This window comes from Bradyrhizobium sp. (assembly GCF_049798375.1).
GTDB lineage: Bacteria > Pseudomonadota > Alphaproteobacteria > Rhizobiales > Xanthobacteraceae > Bradyrhizobium.
Genome location: NZ_JBARGP010000254.1, coordinates 1 through 22,012 on the forward strand (window position 1 = coordinate 1; position 22,012 = coordinate 22,012).

The window sequence follows — 22,012 nt, forward strand, 5'->3', positions numbered from 1 at the left end:
GCCGGATCGGGCACGCCGTGGGCCATGAAGTAGTCGGTCATCTGCGCGATCCGGGTGCGCACCTCCTCGCGGCCGAGCGTGACACTCTGGCCGATGATGTTGGAGTGGAACTGCTCGCGCTTGGTGACGATGGTGGCGAGCACCGCGGTGCCGATGGCGCCGCCGAGATTGCGCAGCATGTTGGAAATGCCGGAGGCGGCGGCGGCATCCTGCGGGGCGATCTCGCCGGTCATGACCGAGGTCAGCGGCGTCAGCACCATGGCTTGGCCGACGGCGCGGACGATGTTCGGGATAAAGAGCTGGTCGCCGGCATAGTCGGGCGACATCGCGGTGTTCATGAAGCAGCTATAGGCGAAGATCACGAGGCCTGTGATCGCAACGTAACGGGTGTCGAAACGCTGCATCAGCTTCGGGATCAGCGGAATGAGAATCAGCTGCGGCAGCCCGGTCCAGGCCAGCACCGCGCCGATCTGCTCGGAATTGTAGCCCTGGGCCTGGCCGAGATAGGCCGGCAGGATATAGACTGAGCCGAACAGTGCGAAGCCGACCATGGTCATCGCCACCACGCCGAAGGCGAAGTTGCGGCCCTTGAGCAAGCGCAGCCGGATCAGCGGCTTGTCGACCGTGAGCTCGATCCAGATGAACAACGTAAGGCTGACGACCGCGACGACCGCGAGCTTCAAGATGAACGGCGATGCGAACCAGTCGTCCTTGTTGCCTTCCTCGAGCACGGTCTGCAGCGCCGACAGCCCGATCGCCATGGTGAAGATGCCGGGCCAGTCGCCTTCCTTCAGCAGCTTGAGCTGCATCGGCGCCCGCTCCAAGGACATATAGAGCGCGCCGACCATGGCCGCGGTCGGCAGCACATTGACGAAGAAGATGGTGCGCCAGCCATAGGTCTCGGTGAGATAGCCGCCGATGGTCGGGCCGATCGCCGGCGCGAAGGTGACGGAGAGCGCGAAGATGGCAAGCCCGGTCGGCTGCTGCGCCTTCGGCAGCTTCGTCAGCACAAGGGTAAAGGCCATCGGGATCAGCACGCCGCCGGCAAAGCCCTGCAGGCCGCGCATCGCGATCATCGACGGCAGATCGTGGGTGAAGGCGCAGGCGACCGAGAAGGCCGCGAACAGGACGGCGCTCGCCAGCATGTAGATGCGGAACGAGAACACACGGCTGAGATAGTCGGTGAGCGGGATCACGACGATCTCGCCGATTAGATAGGAGGTCGAGATCCAGGAACCATTGTCGGCGCCGGTGCCGATGCCGCCCTCGATGTTCTGCAGCGAGGCGTTGGTGATCTGGATATTCAGGATCGCCATGAACGAGCCGATCATGGCGGCGAGCACGGCGATCCAGGTGATGAGGCTGGCGCGGTTGGGATCGGAAATGGCCGGCGCTGGCGGGTCGCGAGCGAGGCGCGAGGTGGCAATGCTGGTGGTGGTCATGTTAGTTCACTCCAGCGGTCTTGATAGTGGCGTTCGTGGAGTGCGACGGGACGATGGGCGCAGCCCGCGCCTCGGCGGTTTCGCGGGTGGCAATAGTCGGCACCACCGACATGCCCGGGCGCAGCGTGATGCGGCTGGTATTGTCGCCGTCGAGCGCGATGCGGACCGGAATCCGCTGCACCACCTTGGTGAAATTGCCGGTGGCGTTGTCGGGCGGCAGCAGCGCGAATTCCTGTCCGCTGGCCGGCGCGAGGCTGTCGACATGGCCGTGCACCACCTGGCCCGGGAACATGTCGACTTCGACGTCGACCGCCTGGCCCCGATGTACATGCGTGAGCTGCGTCTCCTTGTAGTTCGCGACGATGTAGGCGCTGTCGACCGGCACCACCGACATCAGCTGCGTGCCGGCGGTGACGTATTGGCCGATGCGCAAGGTGCGGTTGGCGACCACGCCGTCGATCGGCGCGACAATGGTGGTGTAGCCGAGATTGAGCTCGGCCTGGTGTTCGACCGCTTGGGAATGCGACACCGCCGCGTCGGCCTGGACGATGTCGGCCCTGATCAAGTCGAGCTGCTTCTCGGAAGAGATGAGGCTTGCATTGTCACGCGCGAGCGTCGCTTCCGCGCTCGCATTTCTCGCCTGCGCCTGCTGCGCGTTCTGCACGCTGCCGAAGCCGGTTGCGGCGAGATCGCCGTAGCGGCGGTTCTCCTGCGAGGCGAAAGTGACGTTGGCGCGGTCGACGTCGAGGGTAGCATGCGCGGCATTGATCACGGCCTGCTGCACGTCGAGCTGGGCCTGCTTGCTGGCGAGCGCGGCCTTGGCGGCGGAGACGTCGGCCTTGGCCTGGTCGAGCGCGACCTTGAAGTCGCGGACATCGATTCGCGCCAGCATCTGGCCGGCCTTGACGCGCTCATTGTCGCCGACCAGCACCTGGTCGAGATAGCCGCTGACCTTGGGCGCGATGGTGGTGCTATCGGCCTTCACGTAAGCGTCGTCGGTAGAGACCAGATACTGGCCGACCGTCCAATAATCCCAGCCGTACCATCCTGCGGCAGCGAGCACGGCGAGCGCCGCGCCGGTCAGCAGGAGCCGGCGAACATTAAGTCGACGCGCGGCCGGTGCGGCAGTTGGCGCCGGCCGCAGCTCTGGCTGCAGGGCGGCCGTGGCCGTCGGCTGGTCGATCAGGAGGGTGGTCTGTTGCGCGGTCATGGCGTTCTCTCCCCCTTGGGGAATTGGGAAACTTGACAGTTTCCAAAATAGAACCCACACTGGGACTGTCAATAGAATGACAGGCATCATGTAAAGACATGGCTGAACCAGAATCTTCCTCTGATCGGCGCTGTCGCGGCCGTCCACAACTGCGGAGCGACGACGAGACGCGTCAGATCATCTACGAGGCGGCGCGGCACGAATTTGCCGCCAACGGCTTTGCCGCGACATCGACCGAAAAAGTGGCGCGCCGCGCCGGCGTCTCGACCAAGACGCTCTACCGGCTGATCCCGAGCAAGACCGAGCTGTTCGAAGGCATGGTGTCGGATCGGCTCGACCGCTTCCTCGCCGACGTCAATCTGCGCACGGCCGCCCGTTACGATGACATCGAGCAGGCGCTGACCGCGGCGCTGCTCGCCTGCATGGATCTCGTGCTCGATCCGGAAGTGGTCGCGCTGCAGCGCATCGTGCTGCAGGAGACGGGCAACACCAGCCTCGCGCGAACCTATTACAAGGATGGCATCCTGCGCACGGCGACGACGCTGGCTAGCTGGCTGAAGCGTCAGGTCAAGCAGGGCCTGATCCAACTCGACGATCCCGACGAGGTCGCGGGCATGCTGATCGGCATGGTGGCGTCGTCACCGCAGCGCGCCACGGTTTATGGCGGCCTGCCGCTGCCTGCTCGCGCCGAGATCGAGAAGCGCGTCGCGACCTGCGCCAGGCTCTTCCTGCGGGGCTGCAGAGCGAGCGGCTGACGTTCGCTATCGAAATCGCTCTCCGACTGGCATACTTCTACCGGGACGATCGGAGCGCGCCCATGACCTCCACGCCTGTTGCCGGACCGCTGTTCTCGCCACCCTTCGCGGAGGACGATGTTGCCATCGCGCAGCGCCTTCTGGATCAGCAGGCCGGCGCTGACCTCACTGCGGTAAAGGCGACCGCGCGGCGGCTGATCGAGGGCATCCGCAGCAAGGCCTCCCGCTTCGGCGGCATCGAAGATTTCCTGCAGGAATACGCGCTCTCGACCAATGAGGGCCTGGCGCTGATGGTGCTGGCGGAGGCGCTGCTGCGCGTCCCCGGCGACGAGACTGCCGACCGGCTGATCGAGGACAAGCTCGGCCGCAGCGACTTCCTGCACCACGAGACCAAATCGCACACGCCGCTGGTGACCGCCTCGGCCTGGGCGCTCGGGATCGCCGCGCGCGTGATCGCGCCGAACGAGACGCCGGAAAGCGTGGTTGCGAACCTGGCGCGGCGGCTAGGACTGCCGACGGTGCGGACCGCGGCGCGGCAGGCGATGCGCCTGCTCGGCAGCCATTTCGTGCTCGGCGAGACCATCGATCAGGCGCTCGACCGCGCCAATTCGAGCCAGGGCCGGCTGTATCGCTATTCCTTCGACATGCTGGGCGAGGGCGCGCGCACAAGCGCCGATGCTGCGCGTTACCTGCAGTCCTACGCCGCCGCGATCGAGGCGATCGGCCGTGCCGCCGGCAATGCGGCGCTGCCCGAGCGTCCCGGCATCTCGGTGAAGCTCTCGGCGCTGCATCCGCGCTACGAGGAGATCGGCCGTGAGCGGGTGCTGCGCGAACTGGTGCCCGACGTGATCGCGTTGGCGCGCAAAGCCAAGTCGTTCGATCTCAATCTCACCCTCGATGCCGAGGAAGCCGATCGGCTCGATCTGTCGATGACGGTGATCGCGCGCGTGATCGCCGATCGATCGTTGGCCGGCTGGGACGGTTTCGGTCTCGCCATCCAGACCTATCAGAAGCGCGCGGAGGCTGTGATCGGCTTCATCGCCGATCTCGCGGAGACCCACGCGCGACGGCTGATGGTACGCCTAGTCAAGGGCGCCTATTGGGACACCGAGATCAAGCGCGCGCAGGAACGCGGGCTCGACGATTACCCGGTCTTCACGCGCAAGGCGATGACTGACCTGAACTACCTCACCTGCGCGCGACGGATGCTGGCGTTGCGTCCGCGCATCTTCCCGCAATTTGCCACCCACAATGCGATGACGGTCGCGCATATCGTCCACGCCGCGCGCGCCGGCAAAGGCTATGAATTCCAGCGGCTGCATGGTATGGGCGAGGCGCTCTACGTCACCTTGCGCGAGCAGCACGCGGGCATCGCTTGCCGGACCTACGCCCCGGTCGGCAAGCATCGCGACCTCCTGGCCTATCTGGTCCGCCGGTTGCTCGAGAACGGCGCCAACTCATCCTTCGTCTCCGTCGCCGCCGATCCGGATGTTCCAATCGAGCAGCTTGTCCTCAGCGAGGCCGAGATCATCGGCGATGCGGCGGCTGCACGCCATCCGAACATCGCGCGTCCATGCGATCTCTATGGTCCGGCGCGCCGCAACTCGGCAGGCGTGGAATTCGGTCATCATGCCTCGTTGCAGGCGCTGCGAGAGGAGGTGGCACGCGGCCGCGCATCCGAGGCGACTGCGGCGCCGATCATCGATGGGCACGAGATCTCAGGTCCGTCACGCGCGCTCGCCAGCCCCTTCGATCCGGTTGTTGTCGCCGGCCATGTCGTGGATGCCGACATCGCGGTCGCGAGCCGGGCGATCGAAGCAGCGGTGCTCGGGTTTGGTGGGTGGGCCGCGAGACCGGCCGCGCATCGGGCGCAGGCCTTGCGGCGCGCCGCCGACCTGATCGAAGCGCGCCGCGGTCGGCTGATCCATTTGTTGGCAATCGAAGCCGGCAAGACCATCGACGACGCGATCGCGGAAATTCGCGAGGCCGCGGATTTCTGCCGCTATTACGCCGCCGAGGGCGAGAAGCTGTTTGGCGGCGCGCTCGATATGTCCGGCCCGACCGGCGAATCGAACACGCTGCTGCTCAAGCCGCGCGGTGTGTTCGCTGCGATCTCGCCGTGGAATTTCCCGCTTGCGATCTTCGTCGGCCAGATCGCGGCCGCGCTGATGGCCGGCAATAGCGTCGTCGCCAAGCCGGCCGAGCAGACACCTCTGATTGGCGCGGAAGCGGTGCGGCTGTTGCACGAAGCCGGCATTGCGCCGACGGCGCTGCAGTTCGTTCCGGGAGATGGCGCAGTCGGTGCGCATCTCGTGAAGCTTCCGGCGATCGCGGGCGTCGTCTTTACCGGCTCCTATGAGACAGCCCGCGCGATCAACATCGCACTCGCCCATCGCGACGGGCCGATCGTGCCGCTAATCGCAGAGACCGGTGGCATCAATGCCATGCTGGTCGATTCCACCGCGTTGCCGGAGCAGGTGGCGGACGACGTCGTGACGTCGGCGTTTCGATCTGCCGGCCAGCGCTGCTCGGCGCTGCGGCTATTGTGTGTGCAGGATGACGTTGCGGATACGATGATCGAGATGATCGTCGGCGCCGCGCGCGAGCTCAACCTTGGAGATCCCCGCAACGTCGCCACCCATATCGGCCCGGTCATCGATGCCGAGGCGAAGACGCGGCTCGACGCCCACATCGCGCAAATGAAAGTGACCGCGCGCGTGCATTATGCAGGTAGCGCGCCGCAGGCGGGCAGTTTCGTGGCGCCGCATGTCTTCGAACTGCAAAGTGTCGAGGCGCTCGGCAAGGAGGTGTTCGGCCCGATCCTGCATGTCGTGCGCTATCGCGCCGAGGACCTCGGCGACGTCCTGCGGGCCATCGGAGCGTCGGGATATGGACTCACTTTCGGCCTGCACTCGCGCATCGGCCATCTCGCCGGTAAGGTATGCGAACTGCCGGTCGGTAACATCTACATCAACCGCAATATGATCGGTGCTGTGGTTGGCGTGCAGCCGTTCGGTGGCTGTGGCCTGTCGGGGACAGGACCGAAAGCCGGCGGGCCGCACTACCTCGCGCGCTTCGCGACGGAGCAGACGGTTACGATCAACACTGCAGCCGCAGGTGGTAATGCGGCATTGGCTTCGCTCGGCGATCGCTGAACGCTGTGTCCCGAATGACGCATCCAGCACCTCCGCAGCGGCGCGTATAGGCAACACACGGACGACGTGCGCTGTCGTCATGTCCGCGTTTGCGAGCCGATTGGACACTTGACTCGGTGCAATCGCGATTCGGCGTTGCTCATTATGCACACGGCGTTGCCTGTGCGGCACGCTCCGCGTCTCGCCTTCGCCTGAATTCCGACCGCTATCTGACGAGTCTTGCGCGTTTGTGCGGCTCGCGCCCGGCGCTTCTGCGGATCGCCACAGCGTTGACAATCTCGTTTCCACGTTCGTTGCTCGCGCATCACAGCTTCACATCTTTGTGCCTGCTAACGTGCTCACGCGCTGAGGGCAACGATAGTGCTCGTAGTGCAACTAATAAGCGCGAGTAGCATCAGGAAGCGCGAGTAGAGTGTGGGTAGTGTAATGAAACGAACTTTGTTGACGGCTGCAGCCTTGCTGGTTGCAGGTTCATCGGCCTTCGCGGTCGATCTGAAGCCGCCGATGGCGATGAAAGCGCCGCCGGTGACCACGGCAATCCCGTTCAACTGGACGGGGTGCTATCTTGGCGTCGAGGGTGGCGCGCAATGGGGACGGAGCGGGCAGACGGCGCGCTCCGGGCCTGCGTCCGGTCAGGCCCTGACCAATGGCTACGACTTGAGCGGAGGGATCGCGGGCGGCACGGTCGGTTGCAACTACGAGTTCAGCAACAATATCGTTGTCGGCATCGAGAACGACTATTCCTGGACCGACAAGAACGGCAGCGCCCACGATCTGGCGCCGTTCAACACCAAGACCTTGAACACGACGAAAGAGAAGTGGATCGACACGCTGCGCGGCCGGGTCGGCTATGCGTTCGACCGCTTCATGGTCTATGGCGCCGGCGGCGTCGCCTTCGCCGGCACCGACGTCACTGTCGCCACGCCGGGCTTCGGGAACGTGACGGATTCACAGTCGCGGACCGGCTGGGTTGCCGGTGTCGGCGGCGAATGGGCCGCCTATACCGGCCCGCTGGGCGCGCTCACGGTCAAGCTCGAATATCTGCACGCCGATTTCGGCACGTCGCGCTATATCACTACCCCGATCGACTTCAAGGTCGGCTGCACGACCACCACCATCGTGTCGCGCGACGTCAAGCTGTCGGACGACATGGTCCGCGTCGGCGTCAACTGGAAGTTCAACGTGGGTCCGGTGATCGCCGCGCGTTACTGATCGTCCGGCATTCATGCGAACTCGAGGCCTCGACGGTGTCGAGGCCTTTTTTATGGGCATGGCGTCTACGCAGCAGCTGTGATGCTGTCTGTATTCATCGGCCGCGTTTTCCTGCGCCTGCGGCGAGGAAGCTGAGCCAGTTCCTGAACAGCAGGTTGGCGGCTGTTCCGGTGGCAAGGTCGGGCCGCAGCGTCAAGCCCGGCAGTTCGGCAGCGAGCGTTGGATCGCGACTGGCGCGCGCGCGCGCCTCGAAATGCTTCAGGATCTGTTCGGTCGCGCTGTCGAAATAGGCCGCCGGGAGATTCGGATATTCGTCGCGCTGGCCGCTCAGGAAGCGCGCGACATCGCGCATGTATTCCCGCTGCAGCGACAGCGCGTCATATTCCGGGTGGCCCTGGAAGAAGATGAACCGGCTCGACAGTTGCTGCGCGAAGATATCGGCACCGATCGTGTCCGATCTCGTCAGCATCTGATAGCCGCGCGCGGTGAGCTCGTGCTCGTCCAGTGCGTTGTAGCGCGAATGTGAGACCTTCAGCGGCGAGCGGACGCCGCGGGTCAGCCAGTCGTCAGCTGCCTTGCTGCAGTCATAGACGCCAGAACATTTTGCGGGAAGCCTGCGCCGTGCGATGCCGTCGAGGTGCAGCACCGCTGCATGCGCGGCGAGGCACGACCAGATCGCCGAGCGGGTATGCGTCGCCGCCCAGTCGATGAGCGAGGTCAGCTCGGGCCAATAGGGTTCATCGCGCAAATCGTCCGCGATCGGCTCGGCGCCGGTCACGATCAGGCCGTGGATCGCGAGCTGGCCGAGTGTGCCGATATCATCGTAATGCTGCGCCACATGCTTCTGCAGGGCCGGCGTGCGTGCTATCGAGGGTAGGGAGAAGCAATGAAGGCGAACGCGCATGTGGGGCGCTGCGGCCTTATGCAGCAGCCGCGCGAATTGCCGCTCGGTCGCCTTCAAGGCGCTGCCCGGCATGTTGTTGACGAGGCCGATCACGAGCTCGGTCTGGTCGCCCTGGCGGCCGTCCTGCTCGCGATCGTCCGGCACCAGCGCCGGGCTTGTGATTGTGCGATGCCTGTCGAACAGGAGCGTCACAGCGGTGGCGTCCTCACTCCGCGGCGGCGAGCCGCGGCGAACTGGCACAGGCCTGCGCCAGCGCCTGATCGAGATCCGCGATAATGTCGCTGATATGCTCGATGCCGATTGACAAACGGATGGTCTCCGGCAGCACGCCGGCCTTGCGCTGGTGTTCGGGCGGCATCTGCCGATGCGTGGTCGACGCCGGGTGGCAGGCCAGCGACTTGGCGTCGCCGATATTGACGAGACGGGTGACCAGCTTGAGCGCGTCGTAGAATGCCTTGCCGGCCTCATGGCCACCCTGGATGCCGAAGGTGAACAGGGATGAAGCCTGGCCCTTCAGATATTTCTGCACCAGCGGGTAATAGGGGTTGTCCGGGAAACCCGTATAGTTGATCCAGGCGACACGCGGATCGTTGCGCAGGAATTCCGCGACCTTGCGGCCGTTCTCGACATGCCGCTCCATACGCAATGCAACCGTCTCGATGCCCTGCAGCAGCAGGAACGCGTTGAACGGCGACAGCACCGCGCCCATGGTGCGCTGATAGACGCTGCGCGCGCGCTGGATATAGGCAGCCGGGCCGAAATGATCGGTGTAGACCATGCCGTGATAGGAATCGTCAGGTTGGCTGAATGCCGGGAAGCGGCCGGCATGCTGCGCCCAGGGAAAGCGGCCGCTGTCGACCAGGGCGCCGCCGAGTGTGGTGCCGTGACCGCCAAGGAATTTGGTCAGCGAATGCACCGCGATGTCGGCGCCGTAGTCGAATGGCCTGAGCAGAATCGGGGTTGCCACCGTATTGTCGACGATCAGCGGCACGCCATTACGATGCGCGACGTTGGCCAAAGCCTCGATGTCGCAGACATTGCCGGCGGGATTACCGATGGTCTCGGCAAACACCGCCTTGGTGTTCTCGTCGATCAGGCGCTCGATCGCATCCGCGCTGTCGCTCTCGGCGAAACGCCCAGCAATGCCCTGGCGCGGCAGGATATGGCCGAGCAGCGTATGTGTCGTGCCATAGAGCTGCGGCACCGAGACGATGTTGCCGCCGCCGTCGGCGACGTTGACGAAGGCGAAATGCAGCGCAGCCTGGCCGGATCCCAGTGCGAGCGCGCCGACGCCGCCTTCCAGCTCGGCCACGCGATTTTCCAGCACGGCCGTGGTGGGATTGGAGATGCGGCTGTAGCGGAAGCCCTCGGCCTCGAGATTGAACAGCGCGGCGCCATGGTCGGCGCTGTCGAACGCATAGGCGGCGGTCTGGTAGATCGGGACGGCGACAGCCTTTGTGGTCGGGTCAGGCTCGTAGCCAGCGTGAATGGCAATGGTTTCTTTGCGCATCATCGACCTCCGCTCAACGCGACGCATGTTTGTTGAGATGCGTGCTGCGCCGCTACCGTGTTAGATCGAGGCGGTAAAGCGAGCAATAATTCGCGGCAAGAACGACGAAATAACCCTAATGAAATGCAGCCGCGAGAGGCTCGCTACATATCGTTAAAGTTTGAGTCAATTCGTCCGCGATCTCGCAAGCTCACGCCTGACCTGCTCGCCGATCCGCGCCAGCACTTGCGCCGCCTGCGACAGCACCGCGCCCAGGGCATGGAAATTGTGCACCATGCCGTCATGGCAGGTGTGATCGACGGCGACGCCGGCAGCCGCCAGCCGCTTCGCAAAGGCGTTGCCTTCATCGCGCATCGGATCGAACTCGGCGGTATGGATGATGGCGGCCGGCAAGCCCGCGAGGTCGGGCGCACGCAGCGGCGAGACGCGGGGATCGGCAAGGTCAATGCCCTCGGGCAGATAGTCGCAGAGATCGGCCTCGAGCGTGACGTGATCGATCAGCGGATCGTCGGCAAAAGCTTCGCGCGAGGGCGAGGGTTCGACGAAATCCAGCACCGGACAGATCAGGCACTGCGCAACGATGGCAGGGCCGGCGGTTCGCACTGCGTGCTGGCAAACGATAGTCGCCAATGTCGCACCGGCGGAATCGCCGCCGACCACCAGCTGGCGCGTATCGATGCCGAGCGCGGCGGCATTGTGCGCGACGAAATCGACTGCTGCGGTCGCGTCGTCGATACCCGCGGGAAATTTGTGCTCCGGCGCTAGACGGTACTCGACCGAGACGAGCCGGCAACCGGTTGTGAGAGCGAGCGTCGCCGCCACGCGATCGTGGGTCTCGATGCTGCCGGCAACCATGCCGCCGCCATGGAAGAACACGAAGCCGGGGAGGATGTCCTCCGTGCGATCCAGTGGCGCATAGAGCCGATACCGCAGCTCGCTCGCAGGACCAGAAAACGTGCTGTCACGCGTGGCCACGGCGCTCATGTCGGCGCGGGCGAACTGCATCAGCTTGGCGAGCGACTGCCGTCGTTCGCCCGGCGTCGGCCTGGGCCGCTCCGCCGGGCAAGCAGCGGCGATCATGGTCAGCAGGCGTTGGGCGCGGGCATCGAGCGGCATGGCGGACTTCGTTAATCCGGTATCAATCACCGTATGAGCGCCCATTGTGGCGGTTCAATCGTAAATCGATCATGATTAGGGCTGGACCGGTCACGCAAATCCTTAAAACATTCGCGCGAACAATGCGGCCAGCAAATATTCTCGCACGATGCCGGGGAGGCCATCATGAGCCACATCGTCAAGCCCGTCAGCTATTCGCAAACCTGGACCTTCTTCGAAGGCGCGTGGCACGAGGGCAACGCGCCGATCATGGGCGTGCGCACCCACGCCACCTGGCTGGCCTCGACCGTGTTCGACGGCGCGCGCGCCTTCGAGGGGACCGTGCCCGATCTGGATCTCCACTGCACGCGGGCCAATCGCTCCGCGGCGAATTTCGGACTGAAGCCGGTGGTCGATGTCGAGACCTGGATCGGCCTCGCGCAGGAGGGCATCGCGCGGTTCGCGGCAAATGCCGAGCTTTACATCCGGCCGATGTACTGGGCGCAGCATGGCGCCGGCGGCGGCGTGCTGTTCGATCCCGAGACCACCAACTGGTGCCTGTGCATCTACGAGGCTCCGATGCCGAAGCCGACCGGCAATGCGATCACGCTGTCGCCGTTCCGCCGGCCGACGATGGAATGCGCGCCGGTCGACGCCAAGGCCGCCTGCCTCTATCCGAACAATTCGCGCGCCTTGATCGAGGCGGCGTCGCGCGGCTTCAACAACTGCCTGATGCTGGATCTGCTCGGCAATGTCGCGGAATTTGGCAATGCCAATGTGTTCATGGTCAAGGATGGCGTGGTGTTCACCCCAGTGCCCAACGGCACGTTCCTCAACGGCATCACCCGCCAGCGCGTCATCGAGCTGTTGCGGGCGGACGGCATTTCCGTGGTCGAGACCACGTTGCGCTACGAGGATTTCCAGTCGGCCGACGAGATCTTCTCGTCCGGCAATTTCGCCAAGCTGGCGCCGGTAATCCGCATCGATGAGCGGCAGCTGCCGATCGGACCCGTCTTTACCCGCGCGCGCACGCTGTATTGGGATTTCGCCCACGCGATGGAGCGTGCGGCCTGATCAAGGACCGTAGATCGCGAGCTCGGTGTCCGCGAGGTCGCCGAGCCGCGGCGTGATCGGCCCCTTGAAATATTTTCGCCCGCGCCGCTCGGTATAGATTCCGGCCAATCCCGGCACCGGACCGTTGGCATCGAGGATCACGGAGATCTTGCCGCGCGCGAGCAGCATGCGGCCGATCGCGCCAGCGCAGGCGACATAGTCGGCGACATTGCGGCAATAGATCAGCTGCATGGCCGGCGGCGCGATGATGCCATGACGGATCCGAATCGGCTGCAGCACGAACGGCATCGCGGCTTGCGCGGTGTGGACCATGGCGCTGAGGCAGCCGGTCCGGGCATGGCGGAGTAGCAGATTTGCTTCAGCGTCTGGCAGGCCGTCGATCGTTGTGGCGTCCGCCGGGATGATTTCGACACGCGCGCCACCACCGGCGCGCGACAACAGCGGCAGCGAGAAGAACAGACCGTCGCAATAGGCGCGAAAGCCCTGGGCTTCGATCAGCGGCCAGGTCCAGCGTGCGGCGCTGATGTTGACGTAGGTGACTTCCCTCAGCCGCTGCGCGATCTTGGTCAGCATCGGCGCATAGTTGCGGAAGGCCGGCTCGACATACCAGCTCGAGAGGTTGCAGCGGATCTCGGATGAACTGTCGTTGCCGCGGTCGGTGTAGATCAGGAGCAGCACGCCGACCGGTGCGCCGTCATGATCCAGCATGTAGCCAAAGCGCGGATAACCGTTCGGCACGTCCCGTATCGCCTGGCGACGGAGGCCGGTCATCCAATAGTCGCGCGAGCGCCCGACGAAGCCATGCGTCAGGAGATCGGCGATCGCCTCGAGGTCTTTGGGCGCGATCTCACGACACCGGATCATGGTTTCTGCGTGGTCATAGCGCGTCGGGTGCGCCTCCGTCAGCCGATCATCGGTGCGGGCTGCGCAAGCTCGAGCGCCTCACGCACCTGCACCGGCCAGCGTGCGAGGTCCGTGCCATGGGTATGGAACAGCGCGACCGCCAGGCGGTCCATCCCGAAGGCGACGCAGCCGGTATGCGCCGGCTCGCCATTGGCGTCAGTGATGCCCCAGGTGGTGCCGAAATGCTCGCGGTGATAGTTGAAGCTCATGCAGGCCGTCGGCTGCTCCTCCGAGCGCAGCGGTATCAGCAGCTCGAATTTCAGCGCTTGCTGCTTCTGGCTGACCGCCTTGATCTGGCCGACGCGGCCGAAGAACGGATCGCTGGCATGATCGACGCGGAAGCTCAGGCCGAGCGTCCGCGCCAGGCCCTGGGCGCGGTCCATCCAGCGTTCGCGAAATGCCGCGACGTCGTCCGGCGTGCCGATGCAGACATATTCGCGCATCCGGAACGATTGCAGACGGTCGAGATGGCGCGACGGCTCGCGACGGAAGCAGTCGGCGGCGACATCGAAGCGCAGGCCGCCGACCGGCAGCGGGCCGCGGCTCGCGGCGATCGGATAGACCGGATAGCAGGCGGCCGGCGACAGCACGAGATCGGCCGGCGACAGCGAACTGGTCCAATCGCCGCCGGCGTCGAAGCGCCTGACGGCGTCGTTGATGTCGCGCTCGCTGCCGTGCAGGCCGCAGACGCAGCCGAGCAGGTTCGGAAAGCTCTTCAAATAGCCGGACTTCTCCAGCTGCGCCCGGCTCATGACCGGGGGAAAGCGCATCACCTCCGTGTTATCATCGCGATGCCGCGAGATCAGCGCAGCCAGCCGCTCCACCACGGCTTCATAGAGCGCGGTGCGCGCATAGACGCCGTCCGCGCCCATGCGGTGGAACAGGGCATCGGCGAGATGGTCGAGCGGATCGGCGGGCTGCGGCGCGAGAGCAGGCGATTGCTTCAGAACGGGAATGGTCATGGTGAAAGGTCCCAAATGAATAAGCTCGAAATGGAAGGCGTCAGTCGTGCAGCGAGGTCGGCACCGCGCTCATCAGGCTCGCCGTCGCCACATTGGCCAGGATACGGTCGTTGTTGATCATGATCGGCGCCGACAGCACGTCGCGTAAGTGGCGCCCGATCGTGAACTCGCCGTCGTTGCGATAGCCCGACAGGCCGCAGGCGCGCATTGCGCTCATCACGGTTTCGACCGCGAGCTCGGAGGCCTCGACCTTCAGCAGCGTGATCGAGGATTGAAAGTCGAGCGAGGTCAAAGCGCGCTCGTCATATTCATGCGTGACGAAAGCGTTCAAATTGGCGGCGATGACGGCGCGGAGCTTGGCAAGCGACATCCTGGCTGCGGTGAAATGCGCCGCCGCCGGCGGCGTCTGTCCGCCGCTGCTGCGTGCTGCCTTGCGGATGAACCGTTGCGCGCGCTGAACGGCTGCTGCAGCGATTCCGGCCCACGCCGACGACCAGGCGAGATGCGCAAAGGGCGTCATGGTCTGGGCGTGGATGCGGTCGTAGGGCTCGCGGAACACGCGATCCGACGGGCAGCTCACCTTCAGCTCGAAGCCGGTCGAGCAAGTGCCGCGCATGCCGAGCGTCTCCCAGCCTACCGTGCGCTTCAGCGCATAGTCTTCCTTGACCAGCGCCAGCAGCACCTGGTCGGATGCCGCGGCCTCATTGGCCCGCCGGGCGACGGTGACAAGGCCATCGGCCTCGGCGCCATACGAAATCACAGTGGCGTCGCGCAGCAACGTGATCTCGTGGTCATTGCCATCGACAGCGGCGGCGCTCGCCCGCACATTGCCGCCGTTCTGGCCCTCGGTGGTCGACGATGCCAGCAGAAGCTGCTCGCGCGCGATCCGGCGCATCAGCGCTTCCATGTACGGATTGCCGCGGCCATGACGCACCAGGCAGGCGACCTTGGTCTGGTGCATGGCGAAGATCATCGCTGTGGAGGCGCAGGAGCGGCCGAGCGTGTAGCAGACATCGGTGATGTCGTGGATCGTCGCGCCGAAGCCGCCGAATTCGACGGGGACCTGCATGCCGAGCAGCTTCTGCTCGCGCGCCGCGTCGATCGCGGTCTTCGGGAAGCGGCCCTCGCGGTCCACGGCCTCGGCGTCCGCCGCAGCCAGCGCAGCCACCGCCGCGGTGCGCTGCATGAACAGCGAGCCGCGATCGAGCAGCAGCTGTTCGGAATCATCAATGGGATCGCGATGCTTGATGTCCTGCACGTTCATGACCGATCAGACCTCCGCAATCGCCGATATTGGTCCGATCGCCGCGCATGCTCGTAATGCGACGCCGACTACCCGGCATGTCTCGCTTTACGCGCAAGGCTACGGATTTGATTCAAATTCGTCGACGAAATTCAGGGTAAACGAATTGCAATCCCAATGCGGCGGTTAATGCCCGGTGTCTGCAATCGCGAAAATCATCTGAGACCCGTTAGCGTTAAGACGAAACGTGCTGGCAAGCCGGGCTCCGCATGGCTGATTTCGAAACCATTGGACGTTATGTTCGGTGCGGCATCATCAGCGATACTTCGGCGAAAGAGGATCAATCATGCAGAACGTCGACAGCGAGATTCGCGCCCGGCTCACCGCGCTGGTGCGGGACATCCTGGCGCAGAATTCGGTCACGGCGACGGTCTCGCCGGATACGCTGCTGGTCGATATCGGCTTGACCTCGATGGACATGGTCAACCTGATGCTCGGCGTCGAGGCCGAGTTCGATTTCACGATCCCGCAGGAGCAGATCACGCCGGAGAACTTCCAGTCGGTGCAGACGCTGGAGCGGCTGGTCGCGGAACAACTGCAGGCGGCCTGAGCCGCACTTCACGGCGCCACGCACCGGCGGCTCATCCGTTACACCTCTTTGCGAAGTTACGATTTTACGGCCGGTGTTTTCATTTGGCCGCAAAACTGGCATAGCTCGATCCCAGCGGACACGGGGTGAGCATGACACAGGCTGTGCTGGGCATCATTGGCGGTTCGGGCATCTATGATCTGCCGGGGCTGGAGAATGCGCGCGAGGACGTGATGGCGAGCCCCTGGGGCGAACCCTCCGCGCCGCTGCGTCGCGGCAGCCTCGCAGGTCTTCCGATCGTGTTCCTGCCGCGCCACGACAAAGGCCACCGGCTGTCGCCTTCCGACATCAATTACCGCGCCAATATCGACGTGCTGAAGCGGGCGGGCGTCACCGACCTGATTTCGCTGTCGGCTTGCGGCTCGTTTAAGGAGGAACTGTCGCCCGGCACTTTCGTGCTGGTGGATCAGTTCGTCGATCGCACCCACAAGCGTGAGAGCTCGTTCTTCGGCAAAGGCTGCGTCGCGCATGTCTCGATGGCGCATCCGGTCTCGCCGCGACTGCGCATTCATCTCGCGGCAGCGGCCGAGGCCGAGCATATCGCGATCGCGCGCGGCGGCACCTATCTCTGCATGGAGGGGCCGCAATTCTCGACCCTGGCCGAGAGCCTGACTTACAAGCAGTTGGGCTATTCCGTAATCGGCATGACCAACATGCCGGAGGCCAAGCTCGCCCGCGAAGCCGAGATCTGTTACGCCAGCGTGGCGATGGTGACGGATTTCGATTGCTGGCATCCGGATCACGACGCCGTCACGGTGCAGGACATTATTCGTGTATTGAGCGCGAATGCGGACAAGGCCAAGCGGCTGGTCGCGCGGCTCGCGCAGGATTTCCCGCGCGAGCACGAGCCATGTCCGATCGGCTCCGACCGGGCGCTCGACACCGCTTTGATCACGGCGCCGGAGGCGCGCGATCCCGAGCTCCTCGGGAAGCTCGATGCGGTCGCGGGCCGCGTGTTGCGAAACTGAGTGAGAGCGCGCCATGAAGGTCGACGGCAAGCATTATCGCAGCATCTGGCTCGAGGCCGACGGCTGGTCGGTCGCCGCGATCGACCAGCGGCGACTGCCGCATGAATTCGTCATCACCAAGATCACGACCTGCGAAGAGGCCGCTGAATCGATCCGCTCGATGCTGGTGCGCGGCGCGCCGTTGATCGGCGCCACCGCGGCGTTCGGCATGGCGCTGGCGATGCGCGACGACCGCTCCGATCAAGGCATCGACCGCGCCTATCGGATGCTGATCGCAACGCGGCCGACCGCGATCAATCTGAAATGGGCGCTCGACACCATGGCGACGATGCTGCGGCGGCTGGCGCCATCGGAGCGCCGCGACGCAGCCTACGCGCGTGCCGTCGATATTGCCGGTGAGGATGTCATCATCAATCAGGGCATAGCCGGCCATGGGGCGGCACTGATCGAGAAGATTGCATCAAACAAGAAGTCCGGCGAGACGGTCAATGTGCTGACCCATTGCAACGCCGGCTGGCTGGCGACGGTGGATTGGGGCACGGCGACGGCGCCGATCTATCTGGCGCATGACCGTGGCATCAAGGTTCATGTCTGGGTCGACGAGACCCGTCCGCGCAATCAGGGTGCGTCGCTGACCGCCTGGGAGCTCGGCCATCACGGTGTGCCGCACACGGTGATTCCGGATAACACCGGCGGCCATTTGATGCAGCATGGCATGGTCGATCTCGCCATCGTCGGCACCGATCGTGTCGCAGCGAATGGCGATGTCTGCAACAAGATCGGCACTTACCTGAAAGCGCTGGCCGCGCATGACAATGGCGTGCCGTTCTATGTGGCGTTGCCGTCGCCGACCATCGACTTTGCGGTTGCCGAGGGACGGCAGATCCCGATCGAGCAGCGCGATGCTCGGGAAGTGACCGACATGACCGGCCGCACCAAGGACGGCCGGATCGAGACGGTTCGGATCGTGCCGGAGGGCTCGCCAGTCGCCAATTACGGCTTTGACGTCACGCCGGCGCGGCTGGTGACCGGGCTGATCACGGAGCGCGGCGTGCTCGAGGCAGACGGTACGTCGCTGGCGGCGGCATTTCCGGAGCGGGCGAAGCAGACCAACTATTAGCAGCTTCCGTCATTGCGAGCGAAGCGACGCTATCCAGATTCTTTCTGTGGCGCTGGACCGTTTCGCTTCGCTCGCAATGACGGAAAGCAGTGCGTAGTCCGCGTGAGCGCAGCGATACGCGGGGTCTTGCTGTCCCGGATGTCGCTGCGCTCATCCGGGCTACGCTGGTGCAGCGTACACTTAACCCAGCTTCATCCCCGTCGTCGCTTCCAACTCCGCGATCGCCTGCCGTCCGCTTGTCACCTTGATCGTGGTCATGCCCATGGCGCGCGCCGGCTTCAGATTGACGCCGAGGTCGTCGAGGTAGATGCAGTGCTTAGGATCGACTCCGAGCGCTTCCACCATCATCTGGTAGATGCGCGGATCGGGCTTGCGCAGGCCGACCTTGGCGGATTCGATGACGTGGTTGAACAGCACCATCACCTCAGCGACATAGAGCGAGCGCCCGCTGCGGCTGCCGATCGCGTTGGCTGGCAGATTATTGGTGATGCAGCCGGTCTTGAAGCGCCCACTGATGCGCTTGAGTGCCTCGACCATCTCGGGACGGAGGTCACCCGATAGCAGAGGCAGCACCTCGCGGCCGCGCACCTCGGCGCCGCCGAGCGCGCGCGACTCCTCCGCGAACAGGCGGTCGAAGGTGTCGATATCGATTTCTGCGCGCTCGAATTTGGCCCAGGCGTTCTCCAGATGATTGGCGGCATTGGTGTTGCGGATGATATCGACGGGAAAGCCGCGTTCTGCCTCAAAGCGGGCGAAGGCTTCGAAAGGAGAGGTGGTCAGCACGCCGCCAAAGTCAAAGATCACCGCCTCGATCATCGCGTCCTCGTTAGTGTTTTCCGTTGGTCGGATCGCTAGCACGGCGTGTGCCGCTTGGCGATGGCGCGACCTGCCGCTATTGCTGCGCTGATGAAGTCCATTCTGTCCATAGCAGCCGTCGCGGCGCTTCTCGCCGCCGCTCCGGCATCAGCCATCGTTGGCGGCGCGCCGCCATCCACCGATGGTGTCGGCCGTTCGGTCGTGACCATCATCGGCTCGCGCGGCACGTTCTGCAGCGGCGCGCTGATCGCGCCACGGCTGGTGCTGACCGCCGGCCACTGCGTGCAGGCGGGCACTGATTACCGCATCGTGGAATACGACAGCGCGCATAAGCCGCAGCTCAAGGTGGTGCTTCGCGCGGTGGCGCATCCCGCTTTCAACATGCAGGCGATCCTGGCGCACCGCGCCTCGGCCGACGTCGCGCTGCTGGAACTCGATGCGCCGATCAGGAACGCCGTGTCGGCCGCGCTCGGCGTGCCGCAGCTTCCGCTCGCGCCCGGCAACGCCTTCACCATCGCCGGTATCGGCGTCACCATCCGTGGCGACGGAAAGAGTGGCGGCGTGGTGCGCACGGCATCTCTGGTCGCGACAGGCAAGCCCGGCACATTGCAGATCAGGCTGGTCGATCCGGCGACGCAGGGTACGAAGGAAGGGCTTGGCGCCTGTACCGGCGATTCCGGCGGTCCGCTGTTCGAGCAGCAGCCGGCCGGAGCTGTCATCGTCGGCGTCATCTCCTGGTCGACGGGTGCCAACGGCAGCGCGGGCTGCGGCGGCATGACCGGCACGACCCCGCTGACATTGTACCGCGACTGGATCGTGCAGACGGCGCGACAATGGGGCCTGCCGCTCGGCGGAAATTGAGCGCGTACTATGGTGTTGCGCCAGAACGGTTGACCATCGCGGCGATCAGGTTCAGCCTGATAGCAGAGGAAACCAAATCAAAGAACCTGAGGACTACGCCCGTTCATGAACGTCATGGCCCCCATTCGTGAAGCGACAGCTTCGCAAAGCGTCGAGCATTTCGATATCCTGATCGTCGGCGCCGGCATCTCTGGCATCGGCAGTGCCTATCAGCTGACCAAGGCCCTGCCGAACAAGAGCTTCGTGATCCTGGAAACCCAGGAAAGCTTCGGCGGCACCTGGCGCACGCATCGCTATCCCGGCATTCGTTCCGACAGCGACCTGCACACCTTCGGCTACAGCTTCAAGCCATGGATCGGGCCGCCGATCGCGACCGCCGAAGAAATACTTTCCTACATGGGCGAGGTGATCGCGGAGAACGATCTCGATCGCCACATCCGCTATGGGCACAGGATCATATCCGCGAGCTGGTCGAGCGTCACGAATCTCTGGACCGTCGCGGCGGAGAAGGGCGATGCCGCACAGGTGACGTTCACCACGAATTTCCTCTGGATGTGCCAGGGCTATTATCGCCATTCCGAGGGCTACACGCCGGAATGGCCTGATATGGCCAAGTTCAAGGGCCGCATCGTGCATCCGCAGCGCTGGCCTGATGATATCGAACTCGCAGATAAGAAAGTCGTCGTGATCGGTTCGGGCGCGACGGCCGCGACCTTGATCCCGGCGATCGCGGGCAAGTGCGCCCATGTCACCATGCTGCAGCGTTCGCCAACCTATTTCCGCATCGGCCGCAACGTGATCGAGCTTGCCGAAGAGCTGCGCAAGTTGCAGGTCCAGGAGGAATGGATCCACGAGATCGTGCGACGCAAGATCCTGTTCGAGCAGGATGCCTTCACCAAGCTCTGTCTCGCGCATCCGGACAAGGTGGCGAAGGAACTGATCGGCCAGATCAGCGCTATTGTCGGCGAGGACTATGCAGCCAAACATTTCACGCCGAGCTACCGACCGTGGCGACAGCGTCTCGCTTTTTTACCGAACGCCGACATGTTCGAGAGCATCCGGGACGGCAAGGCTTCGGTCGTCACTGACGAGATCGAGCGCTTTACCGATCGTGGTATCAAGCTGAAGTCCGGCGACGAGCTGCAGGCGGACATCGTCGTCACCGCGACCGGGTTCAATCTCTGCATGCTCGGCGACATCGCATTCACGATCGATGGTGCGCCGCTCGCGTTCGGCGATACCGTGACCTATCGTGGCATGATGTTCACCGGCGTGCCCAACATGACCTGGGTGTTCGGCTATTTCCGCGCCAGCTGGACTCTCCGCACCGATCTGGTCGCCGATTTCGTCTGCCGGCTGTTGACGCACATGGATGAGACAGGCGCGAAGAAGGTGGTGCCGGCGCTGCGGCCCGAGGATCACAATATGCCGTTGTCGTCGTGGATCGATCCGGAGAATTTCAATCCCGGCTACATGATGCGCGACATGCACCTTCTGCCCAAGCGGGGCGACAAGCCGGAATGGCAGCACAGTCAGGATTACTGGACTGAGAAGGATCAGTTTCCGGCGATCGATCTGGAAGACAAGGTGTTTGTGTATAGCCGATCTAGCTGAGACGCGCCGCTAGCGCCGCAAATTCAGATGCCGTCCCCGCGCACGCGGGGACCCGTAGGCACAGGCGGATGTTGTAGCGCACAGCGGCAACTAGCAGCGTGCCTCAAACTGCGATCACGCGGTATGGGTCCCGGGTCTGCGCTGCGCTTGCCCGGGACGACAGTGTGCCTGTAACTGCGCTCGGTGGCTATACTTGCCAGGGGCGAGCAGTACTGCGAGGCAGGCTGGCAAAACGCCCGCGCTTAGCGACGCCTCGGCCCACGCCGCGGTGCTGCGACCACCGGGCGGCCCTCGATCTTGCTGCTCATCGCGTTGGCGCCGTCGCTGATATCGAGCAAGGTCTGCCGGCTGTCGTCCATCACTTTGGCCGATTTGTGCCTGAAGCTGTCGGCGAGCTCGCGGATCGACTTCACCTTGTGAAGCAGCGCATCGGGGTCGCCGTTAGAGAAGCCGGGGAGCGCGCCGTCGATCCGGGTGACGAACTTGTCAAAACCCTTGAAGACATCTTCGGCCTGATCA

The 22,012-nt window shown here is 64.4% G+C and carries 18 protein-coding genes and 1 pseudogene; 9 read left to right on the forward strand and 10 right to left on the reverse strand.

The annotated features are described in order from the left end of the window. Together WA702_RS10750 and WA702_RS10755 are read right to left on the reverse strand one after the other, a co-directional pair. Positions 1-1,442, reverse strand: a 1,442-nt coding sequence (locus WA702_RS10750; protein ID WP_425110496.1) for an MDR family MFS transporter, incomplete at its 3' end; no start/stop codon positions are given. Position 1,443: 1 nt separating this feature from the next. Then, positions 1,444-2,652 carry an HlyD family secretion protein gene (locus WA702_RS10755; RefSeq protein WP_425110497.1) on the reverse strand — a complete coding sequence of 403 codons (1,209 nt, stop codon included), beginning with the start codon at positions 2,650-2,652 and terminating at the stop codon, positions 1,444-1,446. Positions 2,653-2,750: 98 nt separating this feature from the next. Between WA702_RS10755 and WA702_RS10760 the strand changes: the two genes are divergently transcribed. The 3 genes from WA702_RS10760 (at position 2,751) to WA702_RS10770 (ending at position 7,774) form a co-directional block, all read left to right on the forward strand. Next, on the forward strand, positions 2,751-3,407 hold the full coding sequence (locus tag WA702_RS10760) for a TetR/AcrR family transcriptional regulator (RefSeq protein WP_425110498.1): 657 nt from the start codon (positions 2,751-2,753) through the stop codon (positions 3,405-3,407). Between the two features lie 62 nt (positions 3,408-3,469). Beyond that, positions 3,470-6,562 carry a bifunctional proline dehydrogenase/L-glutamate gamma-semialdehyde dehydrogenase PutA gene (gene putA, locus WA702_RS10765; RefSeq protein ID WP_425110499.1) on the forward strand — a complete coding sequence of 1,031 codons (3,093 nt, stop codon included), beginning with the start codon at positions 3,470-3,472 and terminating at the stop codon, positions 6,560-6,562. Positions 6,563-6,988: 426 nt separating this feature from the next. Continuing rightward, complete coding sequence (locus tag WA702_RS10770; protein ID WP_425110500.1) at positions 6,989-7,774, forward strand: outer membrane protein; 786 nt, start codon at positions 6,989-6,991, stop codon at positions 7,772-7,774. Positions 7,775-7,868: 94 nt separating this feature from the next. On the opposite strand, the gene metA is transcribed toward WA702_RS10770, so the two are convergent. The 3 genes from metA to WA702_RS10785 all read right to left on the reverse strand — a co-directional run bounded on the left by metA (position 7,869) and on the right by WA702_RS10785 (position 11,304). Next, positions 7,869-8,870, reverse strand: coding sequence for a homoserine O-succinyltransferase MetA (metA, locus tag WA702_RS10775; protein ID WP_425110501.1), 1,002 nt, complete (start codon positions 8,868-8,870; stop codon positions 7,869-7,871). Positions 8,871-8,883: 13 nt separating this feature from the next. Continuing rightward, positions 8,884-10,188 carry an O-acetylhomoserine aminocarboxypropyltransferase/cysteine synthase family protein gene (locus tag WA702_RS10780; protein WP_425110502.1) on the reverse strand — a complete coding sequence of 435 codons (1,305 nt, stop codon included), beginning with the start codon at positions 10,186-10,188 and terminating at the stop codon, positions 8,884-8,886. 165 nt (positions 10,189-10,353) lie between these two features. Next, on the reverse strand, positions 10,354-11,304 hold the full coding sequence (locus tag WA702_RS10785) for an alpha/beta hydrolase (RefSeq protein ID WP_425110503.1): 951 nt from the start codon (positions 11,302-11,304) through the stop codon (positions 10,354-10,356). Positions 11,305-11,469: 165 nt separating this feature from the next. Here WA702_RS10785 and WA702_RS10790 point away from each other — a divergent pair, with 165 nt between their 5' ends. Further along, positions 11,470-12,357, forward strand: a complete 888-nt coding sequence (locus WA702_RS10790; RefSeq protein WP_425110504.1) for a branched-chain amino acid aminotransferase — start codon at positions 11,470-11,472, stop codon at positions 12,355-12,357. Here WA702_RS10790 and WA702_RS10795 read toward each other — a convergent pair whose 3' ends face one another. The 3 genes from WA702_RS10795 to WA702_RS10805 are packed head-to-tail and all read right to left on the reverse strand — an operon-like array spanning position 12,358 to position 15,408. After that, the gene (locus tag WA702_RS10795) at positions 12,358-13,221 is read right to left on the reverse strand and encodes an acyl-CoA acyltransferase (protein WP_425110505.1); all 864 of its coding nucleotides are present in this window, start codon (positions 13,219-13,221) and stop codon (positions 12,358-12,360) included. A gap of 38 nt (positions 13,222-13,259) precedes the next feature. Continuing rightward, on the reverse strand, positions 13,260-14,222 hold the full coding sequence (locus WA702_RS10800; protein ID WP_425110506.1) for an amino acid--[acyl-carrier-protein] ligase: 963 nt from the start codon (positions 14,220-14,222) through the stop codon (positions 13,260-13,262). 40 nt (positions 14,223-14,262) lie between these two features. Then, the gene (locus WA702_RS10805) at positions 14,263-15,408 is read right to left on the reverse strand and encodes an acyl-CoA dehydrogenase family protein (RefSeq protein WP_425110514.1); all 1,146 of its coding nucleotides are present in this window, start codon (positions 15,406-15,408) and stop codon (positions 14,263-14,265) included. 403 nt (positions 15,409-15,811) lie between these two features. On the opposite strand from WA702_RS10805, the gene WA702_RS10810 reads away from it, so the two are divergent. The 3 genes from WA702_RS10810 to mtnA all read left to right on the forward strand — a co-directional run bounded on the left by WA702_RS10810 (position 15,812) and on the right by mtnA (position 18,202). Continuing rightward, positions 15,812-16,075 carry a phosphopantetheine-binding protein gene (locus WA702_RS10810; protein ID WP_425110507.1) on the forward strand — a complete coding sequence of 88 codons (264 nt, stop codon included), beginning with the start codon at positions 15,812-15,814 and terminating at the stop codon, positions 16,073-16,075. 131 nt (positions 16,076-16,206) lie between these two features. Continuing rightward, positions 16,207-17,082, forward strand: coding sequence for an S-methyl-5'-thioadenosine phosphorylase (locus tag WA702_RS10815; RefSeq protein WP_425110508.1), 876 nt, complete (start codon positions 16,207-16,209; stop codon positions 17,080-17,082). 13 nt (positions 17,083-17,095) lie between these two features. Further along, positions 17,096-18,202 (forward strand): S-methyl-5-thioribose-1-phosphate isomerase, encoded by a 1,107-nt coding sequence (gene mtnA, locus WA702_RS10820; protein ID WP_425110509.1) that lies wholly within the window; start codon positions 17,096-17,098, stop codon positions 18,200-18,202. A gap of 180 nt (positions 18,203-18,382) precedes the next feature. On the opposite strand, the gene WA702_RS10825 is transcribed toward mtnA, so the two are convergent. Then, positions 18,383-19,018, reverse strand: a complete 636-nt coding sequence (locus WA702_RS10825) for an HAD-IA family hydrolase (protein ID WP_425110511.1) — start codon at positions 19,016-19,018, stop codon at positions 18,383-18,385. Between the two features lie 90 nt (positions 19,019-19,108). Here WA702_RS10825 and WA702_RS10830 point away from each other — a divergent pair, with 90 nt between their 5' ends. Further along, on the forward strand, positions 19,109-19,879 hold the full coding sequence (locus WA702_RS10830; RefSeq protein ID WP_425110512.1) for a S1 family peptidase: 771 nt from the start codon (positions 19,109-19,111) through the stop codon (positions 19,877-19,879). Between the two features lie 105 nt (positions 19,880-19,984). Continuing rightward, positions 19,985-21,493, forward strand: coding sequence for a flavin-containing monooxygenase (locus WA702_RS10835; RefSeq protein WP_425110513.1), 1,509 nt, complete (start codon positions 19,985-19,987; stop codon positions 21,491-21,493). Positions 21,494-21,735: 242 nt separating this feature from the next. Here the strand turns inward: WA702_RS10835 and WA702_RS10840 are convergent. Further along, positions 21,736-22,012 (reverse strand): annotated as a pseudogene (locus WA702_RS10840) (MlaD family protein); the annotation flags it as partial.